This is a genomic window from Vulcanisaeta distributa DSM 14429 (assembly GCF_000148385.1).
GTDB classification, from domain to species: Archaea; Thermoproteota; Thermoprotei; order Thermoproteales; family Thermocladiaceae; genus Vulcanisaeta; species Vulcanisaeta distributa.
On record NC_014537.1, the window covers coordinates 680,083 to 706,085 of the forward strand.

The 26,003-nt window shown below is 46.2% G+C and carries 25 protein-coding genes; 9 read left to right on the forward strand and 16 right to left on the reverse strand.

The features are described 5' to 3' along the window. Positions 1-48 precede the first annotated feature (48 nt). The 4 genes from VDIS_RS03425 to VDIS_RS03435 all read left to right on the forward strand — a co-directional run bounded on the left by VDIS_RS03425 (position 49) and on the right by VDIS_RS03435 (position 3,651). The gene (locus VDIS_RS03425) at positions 49-1,299 is read left to right on the forward strand and encodes a 3-isopropylmalate dehydratase large subunit (protein WP_013335815.1); all 1,251 of its coding nucleotides are present in this window, start codon (positions 49-51) and stop codon (positions 1,297-1,299) included. 39 nt (positions 1,300-1,338) lie between these two features. Beyond that, a complete protein-coding gene (locus VDIS_RS12805) occupies positions 1,339-1,488 on the forward strand; it encodes a hypothetical protein (protein WP_171804837.1) in 150 nt (49 codons plus the stop codon). Positions 1,489-1,518: 30 nt separating this feature from the next. Continuing rightward, positions 1,519-1,725: a hypothetical protein gene (locus tag VDIS_RS03430; protein WP_052885759.1), complete on the forward strand. Its 207-nt coding sequence runs from the start codon at positions 1,519-1,521 to the stop codon at positions 1,723-1,725. 378 nt (positions 1,726-2,103) lie between these two features. Beyond that, positions 2,104-3,651, forward strand: coding sequence for a hypothetical protein (locus tag VDIS_RS03435; protein ID WP_245522559.1), 1,548 nt, complete (start codon positions 2,104-2,106; stop codon positions 3,649-3,651). A 123-nt stretch (positions 3,652-3,774) separates the two neighbouring features. Here VDIS_RS03435 and VDIS_RS03440 read toward each other — a convergent pair whose 3' ends face one another. After that, the gene (locus VDIS_RS03440; protein WP_013335817.1) at positions 3,775-4,296 is read right to left on the reverse strand and encodes a 3-isopropylmalate dehydratase small subunit; all 522 of its coding nucleotides are present in this window, start codon (positions 4,294-4,296) and stop codon (positions 3,775-3,777) included. 177 nt (positions 4,297-4,473) lie between these two features. Between VDIS_RS03440 and cimA the strand changes: the two genes are divergently transcribed. Next, positions 4,474-6,042 carry a citramalate synthase gene (cimA, locus tag VDIS_RS03445; protein ID WP_013335818.1) on the forward strand — a complete coding sequence of 523 codons (1,569 nt, stop codon included), beginning with the start codon at positions 4,474-4,476 and terminating at the stop codon, positions 6,040-6,042. A 467-nt stretch (positions 6,043-6,509) separates the two neighbouring features. Here cimA and VDIS_RS13005 read toward each other — a convergent pair whose 3' ends face one another. The 8 genes from VDIS_RS13005 to VDIS_RS03480 form a co-directional block, all read right to left on the reverse strand. Then, positions 6,510-7,199, reverse strand: a complete 690-nt coding sequence (locus VDIS_RS13005; RefSeq protein ID WP_013335819.1) for a calponin homology domain-containing protein — start codon at positions 7,197-7,199, stop codon at positions 6,510-6,512. Beyond that, entirely contained in the window at positions 7,153-8,049 is an 897-nt protein-coding gene (locus tag VDIS_RS13010) for a hypothetical protein (RefSeq protein ID WP_245522561.1), read from the reverse strand. The genes VDIS_RS13005 and VDIS_RS13010 overlap by 47 nt, the downstream gene beginning before the upstream one ends. Positions 8,050-8,562: 513 nt before the next feature. Further along, on the reverse strand, positions 8,563-8,874 hold the full coding sequence (gene rpsJ / locus VDIS_RS03455) for a 30S ribosomal protein S10 (protein WP_013335821.1): 312 nt from the start codon (positions 8,872-8,874) through the stop codon (positions 8,563-8,565). Between the two features lie 6 nt (positions 8,875-8,880). Then, the gene (tuf, locus tag VDIS_RS03460) at positions 8,881-10,215 is read right to left on the reverse strand and encodes a translation elongation factor EF-1 subunit alpha (protein WP_013335822.1); all 1,335 of its coding nucleotides are present in this window, start codon (positions 10,213-10,215) and stop codon (positions 8,881-8,883) included. A gap of 262 nt (positions 10,216-10,477) precedes the next feature. Then, positions 10,478-10,924: an SRPBCC family protein gene (locus tag VDIS_RS03465; protein WP_013335823.1), complete on the reverse strand. Its 447-nt coding sequence runs from the start codon at positions 10,922-10,924 to the stop codon at positions 10,478-10,480. A 46-nt stretch (positions 10,925-10,970) separates the two neighbouring features. Beyond that, positions 10,971-12,131, reverse strand: a complete 1,161-nt coding sequence (locus tag VDIS_RS03470) for an MFS transporter (protein WP_013335824.1) — start codon at positions 12,129-12,131, stop codon at positions 10,971-10,973. Beyond that, the gene (locus VDIS_RS03475; protein WP_013335825.1) at positions 12,128-12,493 is read right to left on the reverse strand and encodes a hypothetical protein; all 366 of its coding nucleotides are present in this window, start codon (positions 12,491-12,493) and stop codon (positions 12,128-12,130) included. Before VDIS_RS03475 ends, VDIS_RS03470 begins: the two co-directional genes overlap by 4 nt. Before the next feature lie 85 nt (positions 12,494-12,578). Further along, positions 12,579-13,106, reverse strand: coding sequence for a MogA/MoaB family molybdenum cofactor biosynthesis protein (locus tag VDIS_RS03480; protein ID WP_013335826.1), 528 nt, complete (start codon positions 13,104-13,106; stop codon positions 12,579-12,581). Positions 13,107-13,213: 107 nt separating this feature from the next. On the opposite strand from VDIS_RS03480, the gene VDIS_RS03485 reads away from it, so the two are divergent. Beyond that, the gene (locus VDIS_RS03485; RefSeq protein WP_013335827.1) at positions 13,214-14,020 is read left to right on the forward strand and encodes an XdhC family protein; all 807 of its coding nucleotides are present in this window, start codon (positions 13,214-13,216) and stop codon (positions 14,018-14,020) included. A gap of 10 nt (positions 14,021-14,030) precedes the next feature. Here VDIS_RS03485 and cutC read toward each other — a convergent pair whose 3' ends face one another. Both cutC and cutB read right to left on the reverse strand, forming a co-directional pair. After that, on the reverse strand, positions 14,031-14,552 hold the full coding sequence (gene cutC, locus VDIS_RS03490) for a glyceraldehyde dehydrogenase subunit gamma (protein ID WP_013335828.1): 522 nt from the start codon (positions 14,550-14,552) through the stop codon (positions 14,031-14,033). Next, a complete protein-coding gene (gene cutB / locus VDIS_RS03495; protein ID WP_013335829.1) occupies positions 14,552-15,409 on the reverse strand; it encodes a glyceraldehyde dehydrogenase subunit beta in 858 nt (285 codons plus the stop codon). The genes cutC and cutB overlap by 1 nt, the downstream gene beginning before the upstream one ends. 100 nt (positions 15,410-15,509) lie before the next feature. Between cutB and cutA the strand changes: the two genes are divergently transcribed. Beyond that, a complete protein-coding gene (gene cutA, locus VDIS_RS03500) occupies positions 15,510-17,705 on the forward strand; it encodes a glyceraldehyde dehydrogenase subunit alpha (RefSeq protein WP_013335830.1) in 2,196 nt (731 codons plus the stop codon). A 141-nt stretch (positions 17,706-17,846) separates the two neighbouring features. Here the strand turns inward: cutA and leuS are convergent, their stop codons facing one another. Then, positions 17,847-20,888 carry a leucine--tRNA ligase gene (leuS, locus tag VDIS_RS03505; RefSeq protein ID WP_013335831.1) on the reverse strand — a complete coding sequence of 1,014 codons (3,042 nt, stop codon included), beginning with the start codon at positions 20,886-20,888 and terminating at the stop codon, positions 17,847-17,849. A gap of 55 nt (positions 20,889-20,943) precedes the next feature. Beyond that, positions 20,944-21,384 (reverse strand): CBS domain-containing protein, encoded by a 441-nt coding sequence (locus tag VDIS_RS03510; protein ID WP_013335832.1) that lies wholly within the window; start codon positions 21,382-21,384, stop codon positions 20,944-20,946. Between the two features lie 125 nt (positions 21,385-21,509). Here VDIS_RS03510 and VDIS_RS03515 point away from each other — a divergent pair, with 125 nt between their 5' ends. Continuing rightward, the gene (locus VDIS_RS03515) at positions 21,510-22,400 is read left to right on the forward strand and encodes a hypothetical protein (RefSeq protein ID WP_013335833.1); all 891 of its coding nucleotides are present in this window, start codon (positions 21,510-21,512) and stop codon (positions 22,398-22,400) included. Here the strand turns inward: VDIS_RS03515 and VDIS_RS03520 are convergent. After that, complete coding sequence (locus VDIS_RS03520; protein ID WP_245522562.1) at positions 22,393-23,256, reverse strand: hypothetical protein; 864 nt, start codon at positions 23,254-23,256, stop codon at positions 22,393-22,395. The genes VDIS_RS03515 and VDIS_RS03520 overlap by 8 nt on opposite strands. 135 nt (positions 23,257-23,391) lie before the next feature. On the opposite strand from VDIS_RS03520, the gene pyk reads away from it, so the two are divergent. After that, on the forward strand, positions 23,392-24,753 hold the full coding sequence (pyk, locus tag VDIS_RS03525) for a pyruvate kinase (protein ID WP_013335835.1): 1,362 nt from the start codon (positions 23,392-23,394) through the stop codon (positions 24,751-24,753). Here the strand turns inward: pyk and VDIS_RS03530 are convergent. Next, entirely contained in the window at positions 24,743-25,144 is a 402-nt protein-coding gene (locus tag VDIS_RS03530) for a hypothetical protein (protein WP_013335836.1), read from the reverse strand. The two genes, pyk and VDIS_RS03530, sit on opposite strands and share 11 nt — an antisense overlap. After that, the gene (locus tag VDIS_RS03535; protein ID WP_245522563.1) at positions 25,132-25,488 is read right to left on the reverse strand and encodes a hypothetical protein; all 357 of its coding nucleotides are present in this window, start codon (positions 25,486-25,488) and stop codon (positions 25,132-25,134) included. The genes VDIS_RS03530 and VDIS_RS03535 overlap by 13 nt, the downstream gene beginning before the upstream one ends. Positions 25,489-26,003 lie beyond the last annotated feature (515 nt).

Here is a 26,003-nt window from a genome sequence, read left to right on the forward strand (position 1 = left end):
CTGTATTATGAGATAAACCATATAAACACTATATATTCCTGAGAATTAATGGGCTTAACACTAACCGAGAAAATACTAAGCAGGGCGTCAGGTAAATACGTAAGTCCTGGTGATGTTGTAGAGATAAATGTTGATTTAGCCGCATTTCATGACCTCACGGGCTATCACGTGGTTGAGGTTATGGAGAAGATGGGAGTTGTTAAGGTTTGGGATGTGAATAGGTTTGTCCTGGCCTTCGACCACCTGGCCCCACCACCCACGGAGAGGGCAGCCGAGATTCAGGTTGGGCTTAGGAAGTTCGCGAAGGCAGCCGGCATTAAGTTCTTCCATGATGTTGGCGATGGAATACTGCATCAGCTACTCCTTGATCATTACGCATTGCCCGGCCAGGTAGTTATGGCCGCCGACAGCCATACGACGACTGTCGGCGCCGTGGGCGCCTTTGCCCAGGGGCTTGGGGCCAGTGACATAGCCGCCATAGTGATAACAGGTAAGACCTGGCTCGTGGTCCCTGAACCATTTAGGATCAGGATACTCGGTAGGCCAGGCCCTGGGGTTTACGGTAAGGATGTTGCATTACACTTACTTAGTGTGTTTAGGGCTGAGGGGCTTAATGGTAAGTCTGCTGAGTTCTTTGTTGAGGATCCAGGGGCATTCCCAATGGATTATAGGGCCACCGTATCCAACATGGGTATCGAGCTCGGCCTCGATGCGGCCATGTTCATACCTGACAGCGAGACTGTAAGGCATATTAAGGAGAGGAGGGGTGTTGAGGTCAAGCCAGTGACGCCAGACCCAGATGCTAGGTATGTCGATGGTTATGATGTGGAGTTGAATAGGCTCGAACCACTCGTGGCCACGCCGCATAGTGTTGATAATGTTAAGTCGATAAGTGAGGTTGAGGGTTTGGATGTGGATTACGTATTCATAGGCTCATGCACAAATGGTAGGCTTAGCGATATTGAGGTTGCGGCTAAGATACTTAGGAATGGCAAAGTGAGGAGTAGGTGCGTGGCAATACCCGCATCGCGCGAGATCTACATAAGGGCTATGGAACTGGGGTACATAGATACGTTGGTGAGGGCTGGCTGTGTGGTGACTTACGGGACTTGCGGCCCATGCCTTGGTGGTCACTTTGGATTAGTCGGCCCTGGGGAGGTGGCTGTGTCTACGGGCAGTAGGAACTTCAAGGGTAGAATGGGTTCGCCAGAGGGTAAGGTTTACCTGGCTAACGCTGCCGTGGCTGCCGCAGCAGCGTTGAATGGTAAATTCGTTGATCCCAGGAAGTACCTTACGTAAGTTAGGATTTATTAACCATTCATTATAAGGGTAGTTTTTGTGGGTAATCCTAGGGTTAGGGGTAGGATTGGGCATATATGGGTGATTAGCCATGGCGGTAAGGGTGAGGTTGAGATTAAAGGTGAGGGTGAGGATAAGGGCAGGGGAGAGGAGGATAATCACGACTGCGCTGGTCAATACGGGCTTTGAGACCGAGAGGCCACAGCTATTAATACCAATTTGGCTAGGGCTTTATCGCTATGGCCACCGCCAGATAATGCCTACCTAGTCGAGTTAGGCACCGCCGGTGGCCCAATAAGGGAATACGTAGTACCAAATTCCGTGCAGGTGGCGGTGATAACCGACGATAAGGAGACCCGAGATATAACCTGCGATGCAGTCATATCGCATATTGAGGAGAAGGTTATCATAAATGATAAGTTATAAGTTATGTGAGGAGTTGGGTATTGTTATCCTGACGGCCGGTAGTGGTAAGTAGATGTTCGTAGATTACGACATTAACAAGGCCAGACCCTCAGAAGCGCGCAATACTAGTGAACAGCGTAAGCTAATGACATCATTAAACTCATTTAAACTATAACGTCGCCATATCATTAACTAGTACATTCGATGAGTTTCTACATGCGTAAGAAATTAAGAATCAATGATATGCACTACTGTGATTAAGCCACATGTTATTTCTCGGCTGTACTGGAAATCTTCAACTTTGCTCGGTTCACTTTTATGAACACCCGAAGTTAAAAAAGTCCCGCGAAATAAAAGGTTCTGATGGTTATGGGTTTGAGAGTGGGGTGGTTATTAGTTTTGGTTATTGCTGCCTTGTCCGTTGTCTTCTCGGTGCTTTCCTTCGTTAGGGCTCAGCCCAGTCCTGTTGGGAGTCTTAGGCTTCCTCATGGCGTGATTTCCTACTACTCGTCGACGTCGATTTCGGTTTCTCCTGGCTTGGTTGTTAGGGTTTACGCAATCAATGGTTCTAGGATCTACCCGGTTCAAGCCTTCGTGGCTGTTTATGGTTTGACTCCTAGGCACATCGTGCCCATTGCCTATGGCTTTAGCTCTATGGTGAGTGTGCCGTTCAATAACACGAATTGGTTATTCATAGCCAATAGGTGGCTATCCTTCAACCCAAGCGTTAATGAGTACAACACCTCACTCCTAGTATTCATCACGTACATAGACTTCACGAGGAATGAAAGCTGGATTGAGGCGTACTCAGTACCATACAACATTGGCTGGGTCATGGGCAACCCAGGGAGAATCAAGTACATAGTCCTAACAGCCTACATAAACCTAAGCTCAAAGCCATTTAGGGTGGTTCCCGTTAAGCAATTACCGCAGGGTCAACCCGTAATTAATTCGGCGAGTAAAGACCCCGTTTATACGGAGTATAACTGCGTTGAGCAAAGCCCAACCGCGCCAAAACTCACCAATGGACCATACATCTACTACCCAATACTAAACTGCTACGGATTCACAGGACCGATACCACTGGATTGGATAACGTGGAGTCAGGGAATTACGAACGAATATAAGAACTATGGATTAGATTTTCTAATTGATGTGTTTTATTCCGGCAGGTTTACTTGGGATGCGGTTGGTTATTATGAGAATGGTGGATTTAGTACAATCGGTACCTCTTATCAGGCAAGTGTAAATTGGAACCCGCCCATAATGGATATTGGTGATAGTGGTTATCTTACTCAGCCTGGTAGTTTCTACTTTGCCTACGATGGTTCCTTCGCCCTGGCTAATTATACAGAGTACTATTACAACATTCACACGGGTTACGTCTACGTGGGTAATGTCGTCATTTCAGAAGTAATTAGTGTGTCGTCAACAAGCTGGTTCGTTTACGGCACTGATTATGGCAATGGGCCAATCAGCTATATATACAAAGTCCTAATATTACTTGCGGAGCAGGGGCTTGGATACCCAGCTCTAAACAAATCAACCATAGTAACATACGCAAGCTGGGTATACGGAAGACAAGGACCAGGATGCGGAGTAATATCATCAGAGCCAATAAGCTCCTTTTATGCCTGGTGGTTAACGCTAGAGAGCTTAACCACGACTTACGGCGTTAGTCCTGCCCAGTTGGGTGTGACCCTTGGCACCATTGGCGTTGAACCCGCTGAGATATTACTCGACTTAATCGGTTTAACACTACCACCGAACACGTCAATATCATTAATACATACCGAGTTTGAAATTGAAGCCCCTACGAATAACTTGTATCACATTGCTTGGTACTTGTCCTTAATAAACGCATCTGACGTCTTCGGCATCTCAACCTTCGGATTCATAGTAAACGCAACAAATTATTACCAAGGCGCCTACAACTGCAATGGCTAATAAATTAAGTAAAATCTTTAAAACAATCCTTTATTCACTTATCATTTATTAACACTGGTATTAACACTGGCTAAGCTTATTCAGTAAATTCTAATATGGTGATTGTGCTCTGATGCGCATCGGTTATGGTTTATACCGTGATTTTATATACTCGAGTAGGCCGCCGCTCATTAATATCTCAAGGGCCATGCCCGTTATTGGCCTGGCCCTTAGGATCTTCTGACCATTGTTAATAATAACCTCTCCTGTGCCCACATTAACCCTCACGAAGTCACCATCATTTACCTCCCTACTAACCCCAGGCACCACCAGCACTGGTAGGCCATTGTTAATTGCATTCCTATAGAATATCCTGGCAAAGGACTCGGCCAATACAGCCTTAACGCCAGCCGCCTTTAGGGCTATGGCCGCCTGTTCACGGCTTGAGCCCATGCCAAAGCCCCTACCTGCAACCAGGATCACGCCTTTGTTAGCCTTCTCGAAGAAGTTCGGTATTAAGGGCTCCATGGCATGCTTGGCGAGTATTGATGGGTCCGTATAAACAAGGTACCTGGCTGGTATTATCACGTCAGTGTCTATATTATCACCAACCTTTATCACGGGACCCTCCACAACGAACTCGCTAGACCCCACATTCCATGGCATGCACGCTACTATTTAAGTTTTATATCCCCTCAAATACCATAATTAGATTTCTTACTGAATTCAAGCCTATTGGATCTTGGTGGTGGTTAGGTTCTCAATATATTATTGTTGATAGGTAATGCTTATATATACCCACTATAACCTAGGTGTGTATGGTTAACGGTGGTGTAGAAATCCGTGAGGGTTGAGGTACTGGACACGACACTTAGGGATGGAGCCCAAATGACTGGTGTTTCGTTCACGCTTAATGACAAGGTTAGGATTGCCCTGATGCTCGATGACCTCGGCGTTGATTACATAGAGGGTGGTTGGCCTGGCAGTAATCCTAAGGATGCCGAGTTCTTTAAGGCGATGAGGAATTACTCACTAAGTCACGCTAAGCTTGCGGCCTTTGGTATGACTAGGAGGAAGGGCGTCAGTGCTAAGGATGACCTTAACCTGGCTGCTATACTGGATTCAGGCGTTGAGGTAGCGGTCCTGGTTGGTAAGTCCTGGATACTCCACGTTAGGGAGGTGCTTAGGGTTAGTCCTGAGGATAACCTGGACATGGTCTACGATAGTATTCGTTACCTTAAGGACCATGGATTGAGGGTAATCTTCGATGCTGAACATTTCTATCAGGGATTTAGGGAGGACCCGGACTACGCGCTTAGGGTTGTTAAGACTGCCGAGGAGGCTGGGGCGGATACCGTGGTCCTTGCGGACACAAACGGTGCCATGCTACCCCACGAAGTTTACGAAATAACGGGTAAGGTTGTGAAGGAGTTAAGGGTTACGGTTGGCGTTCACATGCATAATGACTCTGGCTGCGCAGTGGCTAACACTATAATGGGTGTATTGGCTGGTGCGCGTCATGTGCAGGGAACCATTAATGGGCTTGGTGAGAGGACGGGCAATGCCGATTTAACCCAGGTAATACCAAACCTAATGCTTAAACTAGGCTTTAAAGTGCTTAGGGGTATTGATGACCTCAGGAAGTTAAAGGTGATATCCAGGTTCGTCTATGAGGCGGCGGGTTTAAACCCAAACCCGTACCAGCCATACGTGGGTGATTACGCCTTCTCCCATAAGGCAGGTTTGCACGTTGATGGTGTTTCCAAGGTAACTAAGGCTTATGAGCACATAGACCCCGAGCTCATTGGTAATACGAGGAGGTTCGTGGTTTCCGAGCTCGCCGGCTCATCAAACATACTCGTATACCTTAAGGACCTAGGCTTTAACATAAGTAAGGAGGACCCGAGGTTAAGGCGTGCCCTTGAGAGGATAAAGGACCTTGAGAATAGGGGGTATAGCTTCGATTTAGCCCCTGCTTCAGCAATACTCATAGCCCTTAGGGAGATGGGGCTCTATAACGATATGTTGAGGGTTGAGTATTGGAAGGTCGTTAGTGATGATGACATGCACGTGGCCATAGTAAAAGTTAATGGAGAGCTTGGCGTCGCCGAGGGTGTTGGGCCTGTTCACGCAATTGATAAGGCGTTGAGGAGCGTCGCCTCCAAGTTATTCCCTGAACTCAATAATGTAAAGCTCACTGACTATAGGGTTATAATCCCTGGTGAGGTTAAGGGTACGGAGAGTGTAGTGAGGGTTCTCATGGAATTTGATGATGGAAGGACTAGGTGGAGGACTGTGGGTGTATCAACAAGTATAATCAAGGCAAGCGTTGAGGCGTTGAGTGATGGACTTAATTACATACTAATGATCCGTAATCACAATACCACGAAGGTAAATAATACAACGTATTAATAAATCATGCTACTCTGGACATTTAACAATTTAAATCAACGTAAATTCATTGCATTACTCAGCCTATGAGATGAGCCGTAAAATAGGCTTTATGGGTTATTATGTTTCGTTAATATTTCATTAAGGAGACTACAATCCCTAAGTAGTCCTAAGTAATCAATGCTAATTTACTACTTAGTTACTCGAATCACCGCACAAAAAGGAATAAGTGCTATGCCATGAGGGTGTTACGAGTGATGAATGCCGAGTTCGCAGAATGGTGAAGAGTCGGTTCTATGCTGAATTTAAGAAATAATGTGTCTGCCTTCGTAATAATCCATTGAGTCCTTCTATATCAGGGAAAGGCTTTTTACCCTCAATACGTGATTACGCACCAGTAGATGATGAGTTTAGAGCCCACTTTTATAGTAATTTGTTAAATTTTCTTATATCGGTTCGGTAAAGTAAGCCGTATGGGAAGAAATGTTTTATTGTGCCCGTGGGCCCTGGGCGGGGCAGTTTAGGTTAATCATCGCCTTGGTCACTGATCGAGCTCTCTCGATCTTACCTTCGTTCATTGTCTCATTAAGCATCCTCCTCAGAACCTCACAGACCTTAACGACCAGCACTGGATGTCTCACAATTTCGTCCTTGTTTATGAAGACCACAAATTTCTTACCTCGTTGAGATAACTTAGCATCGTAATCAGCCTTTTGTAAGGCTTCCTGAACCGCCTTTGCGTCCTCGAGCATACTACGGTTAATAACAAGTTCGATATACCCATTTCGAGTTACACGTATGCTCATTTGTACTCCATTGATGACCTCGACTGACGAGCTACCCTTCGGCTTAATCCTCGTGCTAGCTAGCGTCATTAGTTTTCTGAGCTTCATGGCATCGGGTAGGGAGCTCAAGTCCTCAATCAAAGTCTTAATTAATGGATCATTAAGTCCCTTTCTAGTGAGCTCAACGGCTTTTGAGCTAGCAATTTTATAGCGTATTCTGGCCCTACGTTCATTGCGTTCATCATACCTGAATCCGATGGCTTTCATCCTCTCAATAATATCTTTCCACAAATTATGCTTCGGATTGCCAATCGTGAGCCTAATCCTCTTCTTCTCAACATCGCCATCACCTAATACGGCAGATAGTAAAAAATATCGGGAATTTCTCATCATCAAGCTTGGATGCCTCCTCGGCAACTTTAACCTTATTAGTGAATTTATTCCTATGATCGCGGGCTACTAAATACCACTTGATATTAACATCATTCACATTAAGATTCACGCCATATATATGTACATAGTTTTCCCTGGGCCATGTCAGTATCCACATCACAGACTGCCAAAGCTGGTTCGTGCCCATCGTCGGATAATCGTGCGTAATTGAGGCATCGGTCATTAGCCAGCCGTACTGCATTGGCCTCAATGTATCGTCACTGAACAACTTGGAAGTTATGATGTTAGTACCCCTAGAGCCAACCAATGATATGTTTATTGTTACGCCACTTCCTCTGATTTTAGTTATTGCGATTGAAAGATGGTCCGTGTATAGGTGCGCTATAAAACTCCTTTTGATATTGAATGGTTCGCCATTAATGATCACTTTAACTTCTCTCTTCCTTAGCCCCTCGATTAATTTCTCGAGCTCTTTTCGGTATATTGTCAGCCACTTCTCCCTGGCTTGTTTTGCTAACGTGAGCATTTTCTCGCCAATGTTTATCATTGCCCTCCTCATCCTCATGATGTTTTCATCGTTGGTCTCCTTAACCTTCGTTTCCATCAGCGTCAGCCAGTTGCTTAGTTCGTTGATTGCCTTGTCGAATGGTGTGTTCGACTCACTCAACAATACATCCTTGCGTCTCTCGACTCTTTTCAGAAATTCGTTGATTAGCCTATTGACCTCCTCGATTGTTTTTGGATCGTTGACTGGTTCGCCACACCTTAATCGCTTACCGCCCTCGACCTTGACGCCCCAGCAAATCCTTAAGCCGTTAAGAGCCATGGAGACATCCATAAGGTTATTCATCAACCGAACTAATAAGCCACTACCAACCCAGTGCTGAAATGGAATAAGCACTTAATTGAAAGCCCTAGTCAGGTACGGGAGTAGGGCGTACAAGCCCTACACTAACCTCACCTACCACACCCTCGACAACCCACCAACACCAGGAAAACGCTAAGAAAAATACACAACACATACACACAAACAACGAAACAAACACAGAACAAAATTTCCCAAGCCCAGGTAGAGAGGGATTATGAAGCACTTAAGATTATGTTGAGTACCGAGTATATCATCCGAGCGCAGACTCCCCTGCTGTGACGATAGGCTGAGGGGTTATGCTTGATTAAGTGGTTATGTTAATCATCAGGGAAAGGCTTTTTACCTTGTGAGCGCATTGCTGGTAGGTGACGATTTTTTAGAGCCCGCTGATTGGATTTATTTCAATGATGAGTGGCTGAGCGCTGATTGAATATTAAAAGATGAAGTTGAAGTTTAAGGAATTTTATGTGGAGATTTAGGCGTGGATAATGGAAATTAGTCCACAAGTTCTATCTCTATTTTTATGTTCTCGGGAACCCTTAACCTCATTAACTGCCTAATGGCCCTCTCGTCAGCGTCCATGTCTATTAATCGCTTATAGATCCTCATCTCCCAGTGGTCGTACGTGTGGTATCCCTGCCCACTTGGCGCCCTTCTAACCGTTACCAGCAATCTCTTCCTGGGCAGTGGTATTGGGCCTGAGACCTTAACGCCAAGTTTCTTAGCTATGCCTACTATCTCATTGGCTAAGTCATCAACCTGCTTACTGTCTGTTCCCCAAATGCGTATTCGCGCCTTTCTCGGCATTAATCATCACGCCTTAATTTCAACCTTCTTCGGCTTAATCTCGATTATCTGCCCAGCGGCTATTGTCCTACCCATGTCCCTGAGGGCGAACCTACCAAGCCCTGGGAAGTCACTGTACTTCTCAACAACCACGTCCTTAAGCGGCTTAAGCCTAACAACCGCCACGTCACCCTGCTTAATGAACTGAGGCTTCTGCTCCACGGTCTGGCCCGTCCTTGGGTCCAGCTTGGCTATTAGCTCAACGATCTGTGCTGGCACAGTCGCCGTGTGTATGTGGAGTACTGGTGTGTAGCCTGGGCCTATTGCCGTTGGGTGCCATAGAACGGCGATTCTAGCCACAATCTCCTCAGCAACCGTCGGTGGGTTGGCTAGGTGGCCCATCACGTCACCTCTCTTAACGTCCTCCTTCTCAATACCCCTAACGTTAATGCCAATGTTATCGCCGGGCTGCGCCTGCTCCAACTTCATGTGGTGCGTCTCTATGCTCCTGACATCACCGACCTTGGCAGGCGGCATTACGACAACCCTATCACCAACCTTAAGCACTCCAGTCTCGACCCTACCGACAACCACCGTACCTGCACCTGTTATTGTGTAGACGTCCTGTATTGGTAGCCTGAATGGCTTGTCAACAGGCCTTGGCGGCGGCTGTAACGCATCAAGTGCCTCTAATAAGGTTGGCCCATTGTACCACGGCATGTTGCTGCTCTTCTCCTTAATATTGTCGCCCTTCAGGGCACTAACCGGTATGAAGGGTACCTTCGATGGATCATAGCCGAGTAGCTTCATGAACTTGCTGACCTCAGCCTTGATCTGCTCATACCTCTTCTGGTCGTAGTTGACGACATCCATCTTATTAACAGCCACTATTATCTGTCTAATACCCAACGTGGCAGCTAGGAATAGGTGCTCCCTAGTTTGACCCTGTGGTCCAATGCCCGTCTCGAACTCGCCAGGCCTTGCGGAGACAACGAGTAATGCGGCATCCGCTTGGCTTGCACCTACTATCATGTTCTTGACGAAGTCCCTGTGGCCCGGTAGGTCTATGATTGTTATGAAGTACTTGGGCGTCTCGAAGCCTACGTGCATCGCCTCAATCGTGACACCCCTCTCCCTCTCCTCCTTCAGCCTGTCAGTTACCCAGGCATATACGAAGTCCTCCTTACCCATCTTCTTAGCCTGCTCCTCAAGCTCCTTGAAGCCCTTCTCGTCAACATAGCCAGTAACCACCAGTAGGTGGCCCACCAGTGTTGATTTGCCGTGGTCAACATGCCCTATAACCGCTAGGTTAAGGTGTGGCTTTTGTAAAGCCGTCTCCTTAGGCTTAAGTATCAGGCTCATACCTATCAAGACGGAGTTGTGAAAATAAAAATTAATAAGTTTTTGGGTTTCGATCACCGACATGAACAAGGTTAAACAACGACCTTAAGTAAGTATTGCCCATAGTGACTTTAACTTCTCCTGAAAAGGAATAATGGTTGTGGTCGATCTAATGGTTCCTCTTGGTGTAGATTGAAGTCTATCCTTAACATTACTTAGGTGGGTGTAATGAGAAATAGGTCAATGCCTATCTCATTGAGGGTTTATTTAACCACGTAAGTCATCACGAGAGCCTCTGCCTTAACTTCTCCACGCTGTCCTGAACTATTTTCTGGGCCACTGGGTCTAGTACCCTGGCTCCCATTGAGCCTATTAGGCCGCCCACGTTGCCGTCGAAGTACCAATTAACCTTGGTCCTACCTGGGCTTGGCTCCTCAAGTCTGAAACCAATTTCGAAGTCCATGGTGCTCTGCATCCCCGTGCCCCTACCAACGACCTTGGCGCTCTCGGGTGGCTTTTTCTCGGTGAACTTAGCGGTTATGTTTATCGTACCCTTAATAGCCCCAACACCCATACTTGCCTTAACCCTGAAGTTATCTGGGTCAATCACATCCACAGACTCAACACCGGGTATTACCGAGGCTATGTTCCTCGGGTCGATGAGGAAGTTATAAACCACATCCCTAGGCTTATCAACCTCAAAGGAACCATCATAGTGAACCCTCGCCATACGGTGGGTCAATGTTAAACTTATTTATAAGTAATTCCAACGGTACTTAAATTAATAGGGCGATTATCGAGATTATGCAGGACACCAGTAATAGGGTGGGTATGGTGATAAGCCCCGTATCAATACCATATATTGATATTAATAGTGATATTAGGTACGTGGTTAAACCACCCAGTGAACTGGCCACGTGGTAAGAAACGCCAGCGCTAACGTGCTTAACATCACTTCTGAATAGTGATACTAGGTATAGCGATTGTGGTGTGTAGGTTATTGCGTCGGCTATGCCAAAGAGAATAAAGAGGGGTAATGGCTCTATCCTAAACATGAAGGCATTCACCAGGGAGAAGAAAACGTAACCGAGTAGTAACGCCTTAATTGGGCTCATCCTAGTCATGATTAATGACATTATTAACGTGAATATCAATAGGGAGATTGTGGCCGTGATTATTAGGCTTGAAACCTCACGCACGCTAAAGTATAGGAGTAGTACGGATGTGTACACGTAAAAACTCAAACTCTCACCAAGCTTAACACCGATAGCCCTTACAATCCTCTTAACATCCTCAACGCGGAATGTCGGCCTCCAATTAATGGATCCAGCGCCCTGCTGTGCAAGTGTTAGGATTACCGCGGCTGATGAGAGGCTTAATAACGATCCCATTAATAACGCCAACCGCCACTGAATAACCGCGAAGGTCGTTAATAACATACCCAGTGGAACACCGAGTTGCACGAGGCTCGTTAGAAACCTACCAACACTACCCCTCACGGATTCGTACGTAAGGACCGATGCTGATGCCCACTCACCACCGAGAGCCATTCCCTGGGCTACCCTTAGGACCAATAATTCGTATGCGGTATACCACGTGTTTTTAATAATCGATATTAGGAGAGTTGAAATACCCATGATCACGAGAGTCGAAACTAACGATGACTTACTAGAGAATTTATCGCCAACCAAGCCAAAGACATAAGCACCAATGGGCCTTGCAATGAATGCTACGAATATTGTTGTGAAAGACAATAATAGGCCTAAATGCAGTGCTGATCTTGTTAGTATTATTGATGCGATAATGTTGTAGGCTAGGAAGTTGTACCACATGGATATCGTGCCTACCACGCTGAACAATGCCACCACTAAATTCCTCATGCGCCAATTCCTAACATTAAACCTGGGCTCTTGAGTATTGCGGATTAACCCACTCACGGATTAATTATTATCAATAGTGTGGTTAGTAGTAGGATTATGTCTGTGGTTAAGCAATACATGCAATAGGCCCTGTGGCTCACCTGTAGGTATATTCCGTAAACACCAATTATTAAGCCGATTATTGATAGGGCCAGTGCAATCATTAGTATGTTCATTATTATTAGGAGTCCTATTAGGAATAGAACAACGGCAGCCCCAATAGCTAGTAATAGCCTAATCCTCCTTGGCACTATGAAGTTGAACCTATCACAATGAAAGATGCCAGGTAGACACACATTTACATACTTGATATTTTCATATGTGTAGTAGGTCATTAGCCCTGAACCAGCCAGCGGTATTATGGCGAGTAGCGGTGTCATCAAATGCCCTAAGAAACACGCATTAAAATCTAGAATGATTTGTGCAAAATATGCATTTTTAATCAACTAAATAAGTGAATGCTTACTAAGACCTAATTATATAAAGTATGTGAGGTAATTCCTGAAGTATTATTTCAAGCCCAGTCTTAACGCCATCCGGCGAGCCGGGCAAGGCCACTATCAGCTTACCCCTGGCAACCCCAGCGGTAGCTCTCGTCATTATTACGCCAGTACCAATCTTCTGATAACTAACCTGCCTAAACAACTCGCCGAAGCCCTCGAGCTCCTTCTCAAAGAGTGGTCTAAGGGCCTCTATCGTTACGTCACTCCTGGCAAGCCCCGTACCACCCGTGAGCACTATCACGTCCACATCATCACGAAGCAGTAAGGAATCAACCAGTGAGCGTATCATGACCAGGTCATCCTTTATCAACTCCCTGCCAACAACCCTATGCCCAGCCTGCTTGAGCATGGACTCCGCCAGGTCCCCCGACTCATCGGTGTATGGTTGACCACTCACCTTTGCGTTATAACGTGAGGTGGACACGGTTATCACGAAGAAATTGGCGGTCCTAGGACCTGCCTCCTTATGCATTGATCTTGGCACGCTCATTGAGGAAACACCTCATGATTTAGTATTTAAGGACTTCATCCGGCTTACGCATAATTATTCATTAACCGCGTAAAAACGCTTATTTAGCCCGGTTAATCAGTTAGCCGGTGTCTTCCTGCGAATTCTTCAGGGCCTTGACAAAGGTTAGTTCGGAGGGTGATAAAATAGTCATTGTTAAGATGCTTGTTGGCGATAATGTGATATCCGACATAGTAGTTAATGGGAAGTCCCTACTCGGCATTGCCACAGGTAATGAGGTCTTGGAACTAGCCAGTAAGGCGTTGGCTGAGAATAGGACCATCGAGGCCGTAATAAACAACGTTAGGGTTATTCTAGAGCCCGTGGAACCGAGACCTACAGTAATCGTGGTTGGCTCAGGACTCATAGCCAGGGCATTACTTGATGTTGGTAATGCCATTGGTTATTACGTGGCTGTTGTGGGTAATGGCGACATAGATAAAGACCGCTTTAGCGGTGCGTATTTCATAAGTAATGATCTCAGGGACCTTGAAAAGCTCGTTGATGAGAACTCCATCGTAATAATAGCAAATGAGGGCGGTAAGCCTTATGATGCCGAGGCCCTCTACATAGCCCTTAAGCACAATGCTAAGTTCATAGGCCTACTCGCAAGCCAAAGGAGGGCTGCCATCATGATTGCGGACATGGTCAGGAGGGGATTAAGCCTTGATTACGTATTAAGCAAGCTGCACTCACCCGTTGGGCTTGACATTGGTGCTAAGACCGCGGGCGAGATTGCCCTTAGCATACTTGCTGAGGTTATGATGTTCATTAGAAATGCGAGTGGTAAACCAATGCGTGAGGTTAAGGATCCAAGGAAGTTTATTAAGGATGCTCTCGAGGGCAGGATACAGGAGCAGTCATGTTCGTGGAGACCTACCGAGCTTAAACTTTGAAATTCCCTGCCTATTGCGTTGCCTTTAGCTCCTTCAATTTCTGAGCAGCCAACTTAACGGCTTCAATTATGTTCTGATAACCAGTGCATCTGCACAGGTTTCCTGATAAACCCCTCCTAATCTCCTCCTCGGTTGGGTTAGGATTCTCACCCAGCAACCAGTAGGTCTCCATTATGAAGCCTGGGGTGCAGTAACCACACTGTAACGCGTGCTTTTCCCAATAGGCCTCCTGTATTGGGTGTAGCTTGCCGTCCTTGGCTAAGCCCTCCAGCGTCAGGATCTCCGCGCCATCTGCCTGGACCGCGAGTACCTGGCAGGACTTGACACTAACCCCATTCATTATGACTGTACATGCGCCGCAATGACCAGTATCACAACCAACATGCACACTCGTAAGCCCAAGATCCTCCCTTAGGAAGTGAACGAGTAATTTCCTGGGCTCCACCTCCCTCTCGTACCAGACACCGTTGACCTTAACCCTAATCCTAACCTTCTCCTCCGGCCCAACCTTTAGTGTCACTGCCATGTCCATCACCTCGACAGTGCATTCTTAATGGCTCTCCTAGTCATTACCTTAACCATAGCCCTCTTATACTCGGCCGAGCCCCTAATGTCGCTTATTGGACTTGACTCCTTCATTGCCCTTTCAGCCGCGTCCTCAATAACGTCATCCGTCAATTTACGCCCAATCAAGGCCTTCTCAGCCTCACGGGCCCTAAACGGCTTGGGCCCTGCAGCTGTAATGCCAATGCTTGCGTCCTCCACAGAACCATCGGGGCTAAGCCTAAGCATTACTGCAACGCCGACAACCGCGAAGTCGCCGGCCTTACGCTCAAGTTTCACGTAGGAGGACTTTACCGTACCACTTAACCTAGGTATCACAATTTCACTAATGACCTCGCCCCTACCCAGCGCTGTGGTGAATGGGCCCGTTATGAAGTCCTCAACGGGCACCTCCCTAATCCCCGATGGGCTGAGTATCCTCACCGACGCCCTAAGCGCTATTAATGTTGCTGGCCAATCCGCCGCTGGGTCGGCATGTGCCAGTGACCCAGCCATTGTTCCCAGGTTCCTAATTTGCGGATCACCGATTTGTATTGCAGTCTCGGGTAGTGCTGGGTATATCTTCCAGAGGTCGCGGTTAATCTCCACCTGGTGGTGCCTGACCAATGCGCCAATCCTTATCTTATCGCCCTCAATGCTTATGTATGATAGATTGGGCACCCTGTTAATATCGACTAGGTATGATGGCCTAATCAACCTAAGCTTAAGCATAGGCATGAGACTCTGCCCTCCTGCAAGTATTTTCGCATTCTCATCAGATTCGAGGACCTTAACCGCCTCCTCCAATGACGTAACCCTTATGTAACCGAATTTTGGAGGATACACGGTAGTGCGGTTACGGTCATACTAATTAAGCATTACTTTAGTATTCAGCTAAACTACTCGGCGGATAATCACTAAAAACTTATTTACCTACATGGCACTAATGCCTTACGTAGGTGCTCGTGTTAAGAGGATTGAAGATCCTAAGTTCATCACGGGTAGTGCAAGGTATGTCGATGACATAGCATACCCAGGAACGCTCTATATGGCAATACTGAGGAGTACAGTACCCCACGCGAGGCTTTTGAGGGTTGATTACGAAGACGCGCTGAAGATTCCTGGCGTTGTTGGCGTCATAACTGGGTTGAACATTGAGGTTGAGAATAGGCCCAGGAACTTCCCCATGGCTAAGGACGAAATCCTATACGTGGGGCACCCAATAGCCGCAGTGATTGCGGAGGATAGGTACAAGGCATATGATGCGCTTGATTATATACAGGTCGATTACGAGCCATTACCCGCCGTCGTCGACCCAGAGGAGGCTGTCAAGGACAAGGTAAAGGCTGTGGAAGACACAAGCAATATTGGCTATAGGTGGACATACAAGGCTGGAAACCCGGAGGAGGAGCTGGCAAAAAGTGATGTCGTTATCGAGACCAAACTCGAAATCGGTAGGGTGTACCCAGCTGCAATGGAGCCAAGGGGATTGCTGTCAGTGTACCAGGAGGGAAGGCTAACGGTTTACGCCTCAACCCAGGCACCCCATTACATGCGTAAGTTCCTCCTCGACGCCTTCAGGAACTACGTCAGTGACATAAGGGTCATCCAGGCCGATACGGGTGGCGCCTTTGGTTCGAAGATGTTCCCATACCCTGAGGACTACATAGTCACTTACGCAAGCATTATCTACAGGAGACCCGTTAAGTGGGTAGCCACTAGGCGTGAGGACTTATTAAGTACATACCATAGCAGGGCCCAAATACATAGGATTAAGGCTGGATTTACAAGGAGTGGCGAGTGGAGGGCATTAATTGATGAATTAATAATAGACCTTGGCGTTGCAACCCATGGTTATTACCTCGCCGACATAACGTCCACGTTAATAACGGGGCCCTATAAACTCAGGAACGTGCTTGTGGAGGTTTACGGAGTCAAAACAAACAAGACGCCACTCGACCAGTACAGGGGGGCTGGTAGGCCCGAGGCCGCCTTTGTTTATGAGAGGATAATGGACATGGCCGCCGATGAGCTGAGGATGGACCCCATAGAAATAAGAAGGAGGAACCTAGTGACGGAACTTCCCTACACCAACCCATTCAATCATAAGTATGATAGTGGTAATTACCTGCACCTACTCAGTATTGCCGAGGGTTATTACAGGGACTTTGAGAAGAGGGCTGAGGAACTAAGGAGGCAGGGTAGAAGAGTCGGCGTTGGATTGTCGTTTTACATTGAGCAGAATAACTTTGGGCCTTGGGAGTCGGCATCAGTTAGGGTTAAGTCTGATGGTAAGGTCCTCGTGATAATTGGCGCGGCACCCCATGGGCAGGGCGATGCAACGGCAATAGCGCAGATAGTGGCTGATGAACTCGGCATTGACATAAGCCGGGTGGAGGTTTCATGGGGTGATACCGAGCTTATTGGTGAGGGCTTTGGCACGTTCGGCAGTAGGACACTGACACTGGCTGGTAATGCCGCATTACTTGCTGCAAGAAAGCTTAAGGATAAGCTTAGGAGGGTCGGCGCTGCGTTAATGGGTGTTAACTACGAGGATGTGGTTTACGAAAATGGCGTTGTTAAGGATGTTAAGAGCGGTAAGTCACTAAGTATTGAGGATATGGCAAACGCATTAACCGCAAGCATTGGTGGTACATGGACGTATCCCGTCGAACCCTCGCTTGAGGAGATGACCTATTTCGGCTTAAATGGCTATACATACCCATACGGTTCCCACGTGGCCCTGGTCGAGGTTACTGAGGAGGGGTTGGTTAAGGTACTCGATTACGTGGCCATCGACGACGTAGGCCTGGTGGTTAACCCAATGCTCGCCGAGGGGCAGGTAATTGGTGGTGTTATTCAGGGCTTTGGCGAGGTCGTGCTGGAGGAGGTTAAGTACGACAATGATGGTAACCCACTGACACAGACCTTCAGTGAGTATTGGATACCGAGTATAATGGAGTCATTTAACGTTAAGTGGTATTACCTCGAGGAAGGAAAGTCCAATGCGCCACTCCCGGCTAAGGGTATCGCCGAGGGGCCGTTAATTGGCGTGTTACCGGCATTAACAAGAGCCATTGAGAGGGCCGTTAATAGGAGGATAACCAAGATACCCATAGACCCATCACTACTAATTAAATGATTTCATTAACTAGTATCGATCAAATGCTTATTAAGGGATTAGAAATGATTACCAATGATGGGGGCGGATGATGGCGAGCCACCAAGGCGGCTACTCGCCTGACACCCCCTGTACAATTTAATTTTTGAATTAAAAATGGCATTACCTATTCTCCTTCATGGCTTCCACGTATATGGCAGGTCTCCCAGGCAGTGAATTCCTAGCCCTATTACCGGGATCATAGGTTGGGTTAGTTGCATCCTGGATAATAACTTCAGCGCCTATTCTTGACTTAATGTAACTGCTCAATTCCCTGAATACCCTTAGTTCCATTTCCCTACTAACTATTTTCCTCGGTATCGTACCATCAACAACCTTAGATACCAGGTTAGCCACCCTATCAGCCATACGCCTATACTCCGGCTTACCCACTATCGCCCTTATCGCCTCACCCATCGTCTTACCCTCATTGATAAGCCTAATGGCCTCGTTAACTATTTGATAATACTCACTTGGTGGACCCACGTATAGGTACACAGACTTAGGCGTTATCTTCGTAACCCTGAGTATCTCCTGCACATCCTCCACAGCCCTCTCAATGAGGTCTAGGGCAATGTCCAACTCATCATTTATTAACTCCTCACTGTACTCAGGCCAGGGTTCTAGGGATACGAACGTGCCATTACCCATCCTATGCCAAAGCTCCTCAGCAATATGAGGCATGACTGGTTGCAACAGCTTAACCCAACGCTCAAGGACGTACCACAAAGCCCACCTAACCTCATCCCTACTTACATTAATTATGCCCGCAATCTCCAGGTACTTCTCAACCGACGAGAGCAGGTCAAAGAACGCCTTAAGCGTGTAACCCCTTATGTTCTCATTATCCATGTCAATTGTTGAATCACGTATTGCCCTATTCACCTTAGAGATTAGCCACTGCGTGATCAACGATGCATTCCTAACATCAACACTAACCGACGGTCTCCCCTCCTTAATAATCTCATTAGCTAGACTCCAGAACCTAACAAGCCTACTCGCAACACTGGCTACGTCATCCTCCCTCCAATCAAGCGTTGAGTCCAGGTCCGTAGCCGAAGCTAAATAAAGCCTTGCCAGGTCCGTGCTGTACTTCCTCGGTATGTAAGGAAGCGGAAGCACATTCCCCAACGACCTACTCATCTTCATGCCCTCCCTAATCACGTACTCATTAAAGGTTATGGCCCTTGGCCAATACTTCTCGGGGAATATGGCGACGTGATGAAACACGAAGAAGCTTAAGTGACTACTTATTAAGTCGGGGCCGCTATGCCTCTCGTCCACAGGGTACCAATAGTCAAACTCCCTCCTCATGTCCTCGATCAATTCCTTATCAACGCCGAACACCTCAGCCACACGCCCTGGATCACCCTCGCCCAGGAACACGTAGTTGAAGAATGCTATTATTGCATCTAGGGCCTCCTTATCATTCCCCTTACTACCTATGACCCTCTTGGCATAATCACCCAACTTTTTATCAAGGCCACTCGACCTTATCTTATGGGCTATTGTGTAGTACGCCATGTAAATCGTTGAGTCACTTAAGGACTCAATTATCCAATCAGGGTCCCAGGGCAGTCTCGTGCCTAATCCCCTCTTTCTTGCGCAGGGTCTCATTGACAACCAATTGAACACATCCTCGAAGTTCTTCCTGTACTTCTCAGGTATTATCCTCATGGAGTTGAGACACCTGAAGGCCTTCGCCTTCCACTCAGGGTTCCCATAATTTAGGAACCACTGGTCCTTAATCACAGCTGCAATGACTGGGTTACCACTCCTCGTAAACACATTCCTAGGCTCCAACTCGTACATCCTACCCCACGCCCCCTGCTCATTCAATGCCTTTATCGTCCTCTCCCTAGCCTCATTAACGTTTAATCCAGGGAATAACGTATTCTCCTTCATAACGCCATTGTAGAACTCCTCCCTATACACAATCCTCGTAGCCTCGTCAAGCTTCTCCTTATCGCCCTGGTCCTTAACACCGAGCTTCTCAACTACGTCCTTAGCCGGGTACTTCCCGTAATTAGGTAGTTTAATGATGCTTATGGGCTCTATTGACTCAACAACCTCCTTAATCCCATACTTACTCAGCGTCTTCTCATCCTTCTTAAGGTCCATTAAGGCCACGTAATCGTAAGGCGCATGGGCAGGCACACTATAGACGACGCCGGTACCTGTATTCTCATCCACGAAGTTAGCAGGCAGTATGGGAACCTTCCTATTAATGAGTGGTGTAATTACGTATTTACCTATCAACTCCCCACCACGTATTGAACCAATAACCTTAACATCATAGCCCTGATAACTTAACTTCCAGGCCGCTGGCTTCGAGATTATCCACCTCTCACCATTAACCTCCGCAATCACGTACTCAACACCTGGGTGGATCCACACGTTCGTGATCCCGTATATAGTCTCAGGCCTTAGCGTGGCGGCAACAAGGTATTCACTGGAGTTCTCAAGCTTAAACTTCACCAAGTTGAACTCGAGTATGTCTATGGTTATTTCATCCCCACCCTTAATGTCATGCTCACCCACTGCCTGATTCTCATCCGGTGAGTAAAGGACCACGTGACTGCCCTGCGTTATATAACCGGCGTCCCTCAACCTGTAGTACTGCCAAATAATGAATGCATTATAATCCGGATCACCCGTCGTGAACTGTCTCCTGAAGTCCATTGAGTAACCCATGGACATGAAGTCCCTGATGTAGACCGAGGCGAAGAACTGGGCTATGTTCCAGGGATTCGTGAATGTACTCAATATTTCCTTAACCTTATTTGGGTCGTCTACGTATAGGCTCACGTACCAGGAATATAACTTTATGTCGTCTGGGTCGCCCTTCATTATCCTATCAGCCACGGACTGTATCGGCGTTCCGGTTATGTGCCATGCAATGGGGAATAAGACGTTGAATCCCCTGGCCCTCTTATACCTGGCTATTATGTCGCCTATCGTGAATGTCCTGCCATGCCCTATATGCGGTGAGCCTGAGACGTATGGGTAGGGTACGGTTATGAAGTACTTAGGCTTACCCGGCTTTGGGTCTGCATTGAATATGCCCTTCTCATACCATTCCCTCTGCCATTTTCGCTCAATCTCCCTAATCTCCCTCAAAAAATCGCCATATAACTCTTCAACCCTTGATTTAAACGATTCCATTTCACTTCCTGAGAAAACTCATCGTTTTTAATAATTACTGCCCGTATTTAAGTTTTTAATCAGCACCGACTGCCTCGGCCTCGGATGGCTTAGCCTCCGCAAGCTCAGCCAGTCTCGAGACAACCCTCTCCTCACTGATTATGTCCCTAATTGAGATCACACCGCGTAATTTATCGTTATCCATAACCACTAGGTGCCTTATCTTATGATCATTCATTAACAGGGCAGCCTTATAGATACTATCCCTGGGGCTTATCGTTACTAATTTACCGACCGTGCCAACCTCGGTTACCTTAGCGTTTAAATCCTTACCGCGTGCTAACGCCCTAATTATGTCCCTCTCTGATATAACGCCTATTGGCTTACCGGCATTATTAACTATCACCAGTAGACCTACGTTCTCCCTACTCATTATATTAATCGCCTCCTTAATGGTGGCGTTCTCATTTATTACGAGAGGTTCCCTCTTTATTACTTTGTCAACAGTAATACTCATCGGCAACTGTCGCATATGATAATTTATAAACTTTATGCGTTATTTATAATGATAAAAGATTATGAATAAAGCTGAAGGTAGGATGATAAAATAATTTAAAAAGAGAATGCGATCCTTATTAAGTAATGGCATATTTAATAAATCAGTTCATAATTGGAATCGTAATCTTCGTAACCCTAATTGTAACATCAGTAATTGGGTGGAGGAGTAAGACCGTGATTATTCGTGAACTGACGAGACATTCACGTACGGGGGATTCCTGCCCATTGTCTATGGATTTAATTGTGATGAACGCCTTAAGGCGTACATCAGTGTTGTTAAGGGGTTTTTATGCATATATGACCATGTACTTTGTTAGGGATGATGGTTCCGTAATACAATTCTTTAGGGGTTACGTACCTTCATTGAGCAATACTTGGAGAATAATGGATTTTTCACCAAGCATTAGATTGTTTAACTTAACCGTGAGCACAGATGGCATAGGGGTCACGGATATACTCGTGCCTTACCCATCATCCCTCGAATTACCCGGTGGCTTAATAACGCCCTTTGATGTAAGGACTGGTGAACCCACGGGTGTGGTTAATTTCCTAAGCATTAGGAGGGCCCTGGCCTCGGAACTTGGTGAGAGGCTCGTTCAATCAATGAACCTTGCTGAGATTGTTAGGAGAATCAGGGTGAATATATCGTTTCATGATGGCGTTGGTTTCACGAAATATTCCACGTCATTATTAAAGTTACTTGCCCACGCAGGTGTTCAGGTTAATGGTGAGGTTAGGGTTGTCGAGGGTTCTGTGGATACGAATTTAAGAAAGGTAGTTAATTGTCAATTCCTCTTTGGACGTGCTGCATGCCTAGGTAAGGCGTTTAGGACCACGTGGGCTTGGTTGACAATGATTGAGGCAATCCTCGGCCTTATCTACGCATTTATACCTTCCCTGCTCGTATTGTTGATAGTTGCACCAATAATGTACGTGTTGGTTATATTGTTATTATCATTACCGAGGATCACCTAACAACACTATATGGGCAATACCTCCTGTGCTCACAGTTTGAACATAACCCCTTACTTGGTGATGGTCTTGGATTTCTAAGTCCAAGCCAGTAGTCAAGGGAGTAATCCACATCCTTGAGGAAGTCATTGAATCCCCTAACATTTATCTTATGAATAACGGCATGCCTTGCAAGCCTTACGAAATCCTCACCACCCTCCAGATACTTAATTATTACATCTATATTATCAATCACCCTAAATTCAGAGCCTCTAACGACCTTTATAACCGCAACACCGCGTGGATTAAGCCCTAGGTAGCTCATCATGTGGAAATACGACTCGGCCTGCAAAGCCTCCCTACCCCTCACAACCTTCAGGTTCGCTGGGTTGTTCGTGGTCTTTAACTCCACTATATACATGGGCTTATTATTCAGGTTTATTACTAGGTCTGGCAGGCCAAGTATTGGTACATCCCTCCTAACCATGACTAGAGATACCTCCTGAATGAATCGCCTACTAAAGTCTGCATAACCTATCCAGTTCCTCATTTTGGAATTGAAGAAGTAAACTCCTTCATCACCACGGTTAACTATTACCGGGTTCCAACCAAGTTCAAGGCCAAGGCCATCCTCATCAACGCCAAGTTGCTTTGCGTGTTCCTGAAGACCACCAATAACGCCCTCATTAACAATCCTACCTCTTAGGTAATCTAGGTGTATTTTATACTCGCAGCCATTAATTTGAGAACCAATATAACCACTCATTAGGAAGAGTACCCCATGCTTGAGCTTAGGAATTGCTATCCTTTCATCACCCCAATACAGTACGGCAGATTCACCAAGCAACTCCATATGTGGTGCTACGTCAAGCCTAGGCAAGTAAATCACCTAAGGCAATACAATTATTGGGTCCGCGGGTGTCTATAAGTATTATGGATTAATCATTATAACTAGTAAACCCAGTAATCCCCGTATTCACCTAAGATTTAATAATCTTAGTGGTGAGGCAATGCTGTGGGTAAGGTAAAAATAATTGCGACAATAGGCCCATCATCGGAGAAACCTGAGGTATTAAAGGAATTAATTAAGTACGTTGATGGGATTAGGATAAACTTCTCCCACGGAAGTGCTGAGGAGTGGAGGTCAAGGATAATGAACGCCAGGAGCCTTAGGAGTGACATAGCGGTACTGGGTGATTTGAGGGGCCCTGGCGTCAGGACGGGGAGTATGAAGCCCATAACACTCGGTGTTGGTGATTCCGTGGAGTTCAGGTTTGCCGATAAGTCGGATGGAGGGTTTGTGCCGATACCAAGTCCATCATTCTTTAGGGTGATAACCGTGGATGACATAATCGTGATGAATGACGGTAGATTAAGACTACGCGTTGACAAGGTCTCGGCAAGTAATGCCGTGTTAACGGCGTTAACCGCAGGTACTATTTCGCAGGAAAAGGCTGTGGTTATTAAGGGCAAGGATTACCCATTACCAATACTTGATGACTATGATAGGGAGGCCCTCAAGTTCGCGGTTGAGGTTGGGATGGACTACGTTGGGATAAGCCATGTAAGGAGCTCCGACGATATTGAGGAGGTTAGGACAGAGCTAAGGAGACTTGGCGGTGATTGGATTAAGCTAATGGCTAAGATTGAGGGGCCTGATGCCGTTAGGAACATGAAGGATGTGATTTGCGCCAGTGATTATGTGATGGTCGCAAGGGGCGACCTCGGCATGCACTTCGACCTTGAGGAGATACCCAGGATACAAAGCTCGATAATAAGGGAGGCGCAGAAATGCGGTGTGCCTACCATGGTGGCCACCCAATTGCTTGAGTCAATGATAGAACAGCCTGTACCAACAAGGGCTGAGGTTGTGGACATAACGAATGCGGTCATGGAGGGTGTAGACTCATTATTATTAACGGGGGAGACCGCGGTTGGTAAGTATCCTGTAGAAGCCGTACAGTGGTTGAGGAGAGTCGCCACGGAGTATGAGGATGAGGTACATGTTGATAGGGGTGTTATGGCTAATTTAACCGATAGGCTTGCCCTGGGCATCGTCCAGCTTGCCGAGGATATTGGTGCAAAGATAGTAATTTACTCGAGAGGTGGTAGGTTTGTTGAGGCTATTTCTAGGTATAGGCCTAGGGTGCCCACGTACGTGGGCGTCAGTGATGAGAAGGTGCTTAGAAGGCTGAGGCTTTATTGGGGTGTTGAGCCGATACTTATTGATAATGTTAGGGATTATGATGAGGGTGAGAGGGAGACGTTAAATCAATTAATAAGGAGCGGCTTGGTGGTTAAGGGTGACCTAGTCCTGCTGACCCACGGTGTTATAGATACATACAATGATTATAGCATTAGGATACTCAAGGTTTAATTAAACGGCAATTCCTCCTTCGAATAATTAAGATGGAAATGTAGGTAAGCCCCAATGTGATAATTAGGAAGAATATACCAACCGCAGCGTAACCCATCACGAATGACCTTATTGATAGATACAGGAATAATGACGGTATTAGCAACGCCAATGCTAAGCATAAGTAATTCATGTAATTAAGACTAACGTAAAAACCGCCTGTTGAGCCAATAATTTTCAAGGCATCACCAAGTCTCCTACTATTTGGTTCCACATAGAGCCTGACATAACCAAGCCTCACCAACTCATCAATTACCTTCCTTTCATCCTCACTCAATGAGTCATAGGCAATCCTACCCCTACTCAAGATCTTCCTAAGCAATTCCCTACCCCTCTCACTCAACTCATCCATCTTAACACCACCTCACTAATTAATTCAGAGGATGATAACTGCCTGAACAGCACATTACGAGACCTGAGCAACTCAACAGCCGTGTTAAGCCTGATGGAGACTTCGTCGGGGTTCTCACCATAAATAACTAGGTAATTATTACCGTTATCACTGATGAGGGCTCCAAGATTAATCGCATCACGAAGTAGCGAGAGGTCTAGGGCGTTGATTCGTAATGCCGAAATCCACCTATCACCAACACGTATAATGCCATCACCAACACCAATACTGAGACAAACCTTACTCATCCTTAAATCATTAATACCCTGAGATGACACACTCCTTAGTAGCTTAACCCTGGTCACCGTCGATTCCCCTACGCCTCCTTCACTCTTCCTGCGCCTTATGAAAATAAAGTAAATAATTAGTATTATGATCAATACTATGGTGAATAATATAGGGCTTATTATGAAAAGCAGGAAAGATGCTAAAATACCTAAAACCCAATACCAATTTTTCCTTAAAAAATCACTAATCATGATTGCCTTAAGGATTTAGTACTCGAAGAACCTAAATTAATTAATTGGATAAAAAGAGAGAGGTACATCGAAAGAGAAACGCCATTAATTGCGAATTAACGACTCTGAACTCATACAGATCTACGTAGGGTTTAACGAAATAAGTAAATAGTTGCTTTATTAAGCATGTGATGAACCGACATAACCAAACACTTTTTACAATTTAACTTTTACACTGTAAATTAAATTATAACCTTTATAAGGAACCGCAATATAAAAAGGACGGTATGTCCAAGAAGGAGAAGAAGGAGGAGAAGAAGGAAGAAAAGAAGGAGAAAAAGAAGTAAGTTAATGAATTAATA